A 6,065-nucleotide genomic window follows, 5' to 3' on the forward strand; every position below is an offset into this window, starting at 1 on the left:
TAATCTTACCAAGTCGCGCCCGGATAAGCGCGTTGCAAGAATTGCATATCTGCTAACAAGAAACCCATATGTTCTGTATGAGTACCGGTCTTGCCACCTTGTTGGAACCAAGCATTTTCAGGCTTCACCAATTCGGCTTCGGCAAAGAACTCATCCATGAAGTTATCCCATGTAGCTTTGATATCAGCTAAATCAGGAGCAACACCTGCGGCTACCATTGCTTCATCCACGTTATCGGATTTGAACATCTCACCCGTATAAGGCCAAAGCAGATCAATGGCATCTTGCATACGACGTTTGGATTCTTCAGTCCCATCGCCCATATGAAGGCAAAGATTACGGCTGCGTTCCAGATGGTATTTCGCTTCCTTCACTGCTTTTTCCGCAATTGCTGCAATCCGTTCATCAGAGGATTCTTTTAACGCCTGCAACATTGGTAAATGCCATGCATCAAATAACATCTGACGGGTTAAGGTTTGCGCAAAATCACCATTAGGCTGCTCAACCAATAAGAAGTTTTTGAAATCAAAAGCATCACGCAGATAAGCTAGATTATCCGCCGTGCGACCTTCGCCTTCCACTTCGCCCGCAAGACCTAACCAAAGCTGTGTCTGGCCAATAAAATCCAGCGCAATATTGGCAAGTGCAATATCTTCTTCCAAAATTGGCGCATGACCGCACCATTCAGAATTACGATGCCCAATGATCAGGCAATTATCCCCCATCCGGCATAGAAATTTAAAGAGAGCGTCTTTGTCAGCCATTACATTGCACCCACTTCTTCAGGGATATCAAAGAATGTTGGATGACGATAAACCTTGTCATTCGATGGATCGAAAAGTGGCCCTTTCTCACTTGGTGCTGAAGCAGAAATATTTTTTGCTTCTACAACCCAGATACTCACACCTTCATTGCGTCGCGTGTAAACATCACGGGCATTATGAATTGCCATTTCTGCATCTGGCGCATGAAGGCTACCCACATGACGATGAGACATCCCATGTTGACCGCGAATAAAAATTTCCCAAAGTGGCCATTCTTTTGACATTGTAACTTCCTCTCTGATCTCAAAATCAGGCGCGCTTGGTTAAGCTGCGTCCTGTTGTTGTTTTTTCTTCTTAGCTGCTTTCTTATCGGCATGGGCAGTTAGCGCATCACGGAACCATTCGCCGTCTTCCCATGCTTTCACACGGGCACCTAAGCGTTCTTTATTGCATGGGCCATTGCCGGAAATAACCTGATAAAACTCATCCCAGTTGATCTCACCATAATCATAGGATTGGCGTTCTTCATTCCATTCCAAATCAGGATCTGGGATTTCAAGCCCAAGATATTCCGCTTGAGGCACAGTTTGATCGACGAATTTCTGGCGAAGTTCATCATTGGTATTGATCTTGATCTTCCACGCCATGGATTGAGCTGAATGCACAGAATCTTTATCACTTGGTCCAAACATCATCAAAGAAGGCCGCCAGAAACGGTTCATCGCATCTTGGGCCATCGCCTTTTGTTCTTTGGTACCTTGGGCCATTTTTGTAATCAGGTCGTAACCCTGACGTTGATGGAAACTTTCTTCCTTACAAATTCGGATCATGGCACGGGAATAAGGGCCATAGGATGTACGTTGAAGCGGCACTTGGTTCATAATTGCAGCCCCATCGACCAACCAGCCGATCGCGCCGATATCCGCCCAATTCAATGTTGGATAATTAAAGATGGATGAATATTTCGCCTTACCACTGTGGAGCTGATCCAATAAATCATCACGCGACACACCAAGGGTTTCAGCTGCACAATAAAGATACAATCCATGCCCAGCTTCGTCCTGCACCTTTGCTAAAAGAATTGCCTTTCGTTCCAATGTCGGCGCACGCGTAATCCAGTTTCCTTCGGGCAACTGCCCCACAATTTCAGAATGAGCGTGCTGAGAAATCTGACGGATCAAGGTTTTACGATAGGCTTCCGGCATCCAATCCTTTGGCTCAATCTTTACATCACGGTCAATTTTATCTTGAAAGGCACGTTCTTCTGCATCCATCTCTTCACGGGATTTAACGCCTTTACCATCTGCTTTTACCATTTGTGCATACATCTGTTTTCTCCCACATTCATGCGCGTTCAAGAACCAAGGCAATGCCCTGCCCTACACCAATACACATGGTGCAAAGTGCATAGCGCCCACCTATACGCATCAATTGATACATGGCCGTCGTCACCAAACGTGCACCACTCATCCCCAGTGGATGACCAATGGCAATGGCCCCACCATTTGGATTTACATGAGGTGCCGTTTCATCAACGCCCAACTCGCGAAGCACGGCTAGACCTTGCGCAGCAAAGGCCTCGTTTAATTCAATCACGTCCATCTGATCGATGGTTAGGCCTGTTTGTTTCAAGACTTTTTTAACAGCTGGTACAGGACCAATACCCATAATGCGCGGAGCTACACCTGCGGTTGCCATGCCTAAAACCTTCACTTTTGGCGTCAAACCATTAACCTTAATTGCATCTTCATCCGCTAATAGAAGAGCACATGCCCCATCATTTACTCCTGACGCATTTCCTGCTGTCACAGATAAATCTGGACCATTAATCCCACGTAGTTTAGCAAGTTTCTCTACTTCTGTTCCCGGGCGTGGATGTTCATCAGTAAAGACAACAATATCATCCCCACGCAGTTGTGGAACCGAGACAGGAATAATCTCATCTTTAAACACACCTGCCTCATGAGCCCTCGCCCAGCGCAATTGGGATTCTGCGGCAAAACGATCTTGATCTTCACGTGAGATATTAAAATCTTCCGCTACATTATCTGCAGTTTCGGGCATAGAATCTGTGCCATATGCCCTATCAAGTTTATCGTTCACAAACCGCCAACCGATTGTTGTGTCGTAAACAGCGTTGGCACGACTAAACGCCACATCTGCTTTTGGCATTACAAATGGGGCACGGGACATACTTTCGACCCCCCCGGCAATTCCCAAAGAATTCTCGCCAGATTTGATCGCACGTGAAATTGTACCAATTGCATCTAATCCGGAACCACAAAGTCGATTAATCGTCGCACCGGGCACTTCAATCGGCATACCCGCCAAAAGCGCAGACATACGCGCGACATTACGATTATCTTCCCCTGCTTGATTGGCACAACCATAGATCAAATCATCAATTTTTGACCAATCCACATCGCGATTTCTATCCATCAAGGCCGTTAAGGGGATCGCTCCCAAATCATCTGTTCTAATGGAAGATAACGCACCGCCATAACGACCAATCGGTGTTCTGATAGCATCGCATATAAATGCGTCTTTCATTTCGATCTCCCAATCCTTTAACAGGGCCTATCTCAAAGACGTGTTGTCCCAAGATAATATATGCTTTTTCTTATCTATTCTTATTATAAATCACAAATTAATCAATTTTTCAATAATTTTTGTGATGTTTTTAAAAATATCCATAACGAAACCTCTTTACTTAACTTGAACATGACCCGATAAGACTTCCCAAATCAGGACTTTAGCCCTATACAGCTAACATCTGCGATTAAGTCATGGTGAAAAACTTGGAACAACTGAATAGAAACTTGCCTCCATTAAATGCTTTACGCGCCTTCGAAGTCTCCGCTCGCTTATTAAGCTTCACCCGTGCCGCGGAAGAACTAAACGTGACCCAAGGCGCTGTAAGCCAGCATGTAAAACAGCTAGAAGAATATCTGGACACACAGTTGTTTATTCGTAAGGCTCGTAAGCTTGAATTAACTCAAGCAGGATTGGCCTATTTACCGACACTAACCGAAGCCTTTAATTGCATGCAGACCAGTACCGAGCAGTTATTCGGATCTAAAAAGCGTACTTTATTGACGGTAAAATGCGGCGCCACCTTTATGCAACGCTGGCTTCTGCCCAACCTGCCGGATTTTTATCAACATAATCCAGATATCAGTATTCGATTAATGTCGACGGTTTGGCCTTCACAAAATGAAGTCGTCGATGCTGATTTAGAAATTTGTAACGGCCATGGTGAATGGACAGGCATGAAAATTGAACGCCTGACCAATGAGATTATGCAAGTTGTTGCCAGTCCTAAATTTCTGAAACTCTATCCGATACATAATGATGCGATGAGAATTTCCCAACTTCCGCTTATCAATGTCGTCGGCGAAAGAGAAACATGGCGTCACTGGTTTAGAAACCAAGGCATGCCGAACTTCATCCCCATGCCTATTCTGGAATGCGACACCAGTAACGTGGCCATAGAAGCAGCCTGCAATGGTAATGGCTTACTTCTAACACGCAGTTTTTCAGCCCAAGATGCCTTAAAGGATGGACGGCTTGTATTAGCGCACAAATATACAATGCCTTCTGATGGAGCACATTACTTGGCTCTTCCAAACAAACTTCCGCTTCCAAAGGTCACAACATTCTGTGAGTGGTTAAAAAATCGCCTTATTCAAACCGGCATGGATTATTGCCAACTTTCGGAAAATAATTAATCGAGCAATTAAAAAAAATCCCGACAGTCTTGCGACTGTCGGGAAGTCTCCGGATAATGATCTACTGTCGAATACTCAACAGCGATCTTATGCAAGCAATTAGGAAACTCATAACTGCTATACATAATCCCTTTTCAAGAAATAGAGAGCATTTATGCCGCTCAATCTATCTCTCAAGTTTCTTCAATCCCTAGAAAATATCTAAGGATTGCGCATTCCATGGCGTTTCCACCCCTAATAACTTAGCCATGGTTGGCGCAATATTGATGGTTTCAGCCACCGGCAATTTCTTTTTCGCCACATCGGGACCAGAAAAAATGCAGAAACGGAAATCATCCCAACGCCCCGGCCGCATACCATGATTAGATTTATATTTTGAAGGTCCAAATAAATCGGTACTACCATTTTTAGCATTTTCAAAACTAATGTCAGACCCTTCCGGCACAACAAATGTTAACATCTTATCTTTGAGATGAGCTGGATAATGGTTGTTACCCCAAAGTTCGATACCCGCCTCTGTCATCTTTGCCGTTACTGTATCTGCTTGAGCTTGGTCTTTCGGATAAACCAGCAAAACGCCACCTTCGCTTGACCAATTCACATCTTCATCCAGTAAATTATCTACATACATACCTTTTTGCATGGCTGTATGACCGTGGTCCGCCAAGATGAGGAAGTTATAATCATCAAGAACACCGGCTTTTTCCATATGTTTGATCAAAGCGCCCACTTGTGCATCAGCCACACGGAAGGACAAATCTGTCAATGGATGGTCCGTTCCGAACTTATGCATGTAATAATCGGTAATACCGATTTCTGCGATTATCAGATCAGGTTGTTTTTCGGATGCTGTGAAAGCGGCGACGATATCAAGGAATTGTTGATCAGCAAGCATACCACGCTGCAACAATAATTCAGGATCCTTTTCACCCGGAACCACAACATCACTGCAGAAACCTTTATCTTTTAACACTTGAAGGCGACCTTCAGGGTCAACGATACCAGATGCCTTGATCCAATTTTCATCGGATGAGGTCGGATCTTGATCGCGTCCACGCATTAGCATTTCTTCTACCCACCACGGACCGTAATAAACGCTGCAATCTTCAGGTTTCACCATACCATAACCCAGATTTACAACATCTAAACCTTGTGCTTTTGCATAATGAGGTAACGGCTCTGTCAGAAAGTCATAAGGATTTGACCAGCGAAAAACGCCTTGATCTTCATCAAAAATCTTATTCGCATAAATACCATGCTCAGATGGAGGCGTGCCATTAATAATAGATGCGCGTCCAGGCATGGATGTGCCACACATTTCAGGGCTGACACCTTCCACTTGTGCGCCCTTTTCTGCCAACCAGTCAAGATTAGGCATGAATTTACGGTGACGCTCAAATAAATCGGCGCTAATCCCGTCAATCATGATCGTAATAAGTTTTGCCATGATCCCAACACATTCACTATCTATTTTTATCGTGCGGAAACTTAAATCCGGTTCATGACAGTCTAATGACAGAAAACAAGCCGTTAAATAGAGAAATTCCATGGCTTTGATTAGTTTTTCTAATGA

The 6,065-nt window shown here is 44.3% G+C and carries 6 protein-coding genes; 1 reads left to right on the forward strand and 5 read right to left on the reverse strand.

From position 1 onward, the window contains the following. Positions 1-5 precede the first annotated feature (5 nt). The 4 genes from paaC to pcaF are packed head-to-tail and all read right to left on the reverse strand — an operon-like array spanning position 6 to position 3,314. Positions 6-764 carry a 1,2-phenylacetyl-CoA epoxidase subunit PaaC gene (paaC, locus tag E1160_RS08765; RefSeq protein ID WP_155154770.1) on the reverse strand — a complete coding sequence of 253 codons (759 nt, stop codon included), beginning with the start codon at positions 762-764 and terminating at the stop codon, positions 6-8. Further along, positions 764-1,048, reverse strand: a complete 285-nt coding sequence (gene paaB / locus E1160_RS08770; protein WP_155154771.1) for a 1,2-phenylacetyl-CoA epoxidase subunit PaaB — start codon at positions 1,046-1,048, stop codon at positions 764-766. Before paaB ends, paaC begins: the two co-directional genes overlap by 1 nt. Before the next feature lie 39 nt (positions 1,049-1,087). Continuing rightward, entirely contained in the window at positions 1,088-2,092 is a 1,005-nt protein-coding gene (gene paaA, locus E1160_RS08775; RefSeq protein WP_155154772.1) for a 1,2-phenylacetyl-CoA epoxidase subunit PaaA, read from the reverse strand. Positions 2,093-2,108: 16 nt separating this feature from the next. After that, on the reverse strand, positions 2,109-3,314 hold the full coding sequence (gene pcaF / locus E1160_RS08780) for a 3-oxoadipyl-CoA thiolase (RefSeq protein WP_155154773.1): 1,206 nt from the start codon (positions 3,312-3,314) through the stop codon (positions 2,109-2,111). A 236-nt stretch (positions 3,315-3,550) separates the two neighbouring features. On the opposite strand from pcaF, the gene E1160_RS08785 reads away from it, so the two are divergent. Further along, complete coding sequence (locus E1160_RS08785) at positions 3,551-4,492, forward strand: LysR family transcriptional regulator (RefSeq protein WP_155154774.1); 942 nt, start codon at positions 3,551-3,553, stop codon at positions 4,490-4,492. Positions 4,493-4,682: 190 nt separating this feature from the next. Here E1160_RS08785 and E1160_RS08790 read toward each other — a convergent pair. Then, on the reverse strand, positions 4,683-6,065 hold a 1,383-nt coding region (locus E1160_RS08790; RefSeq protein ID WP_218048800.1), incomplete at its 5' end, for an alkaline phosphatase family protein.

Origin of the sequence: Curvivirga aplysinae (genome assembly GCF_009711445.1) — a bacterium.
GTDB lineage: Bacteria > Pseudomonadota > Alphaproteobacteria > UBA8366 > Aestuariispiraceae > Curvivirga > Curvivirga aplysinae.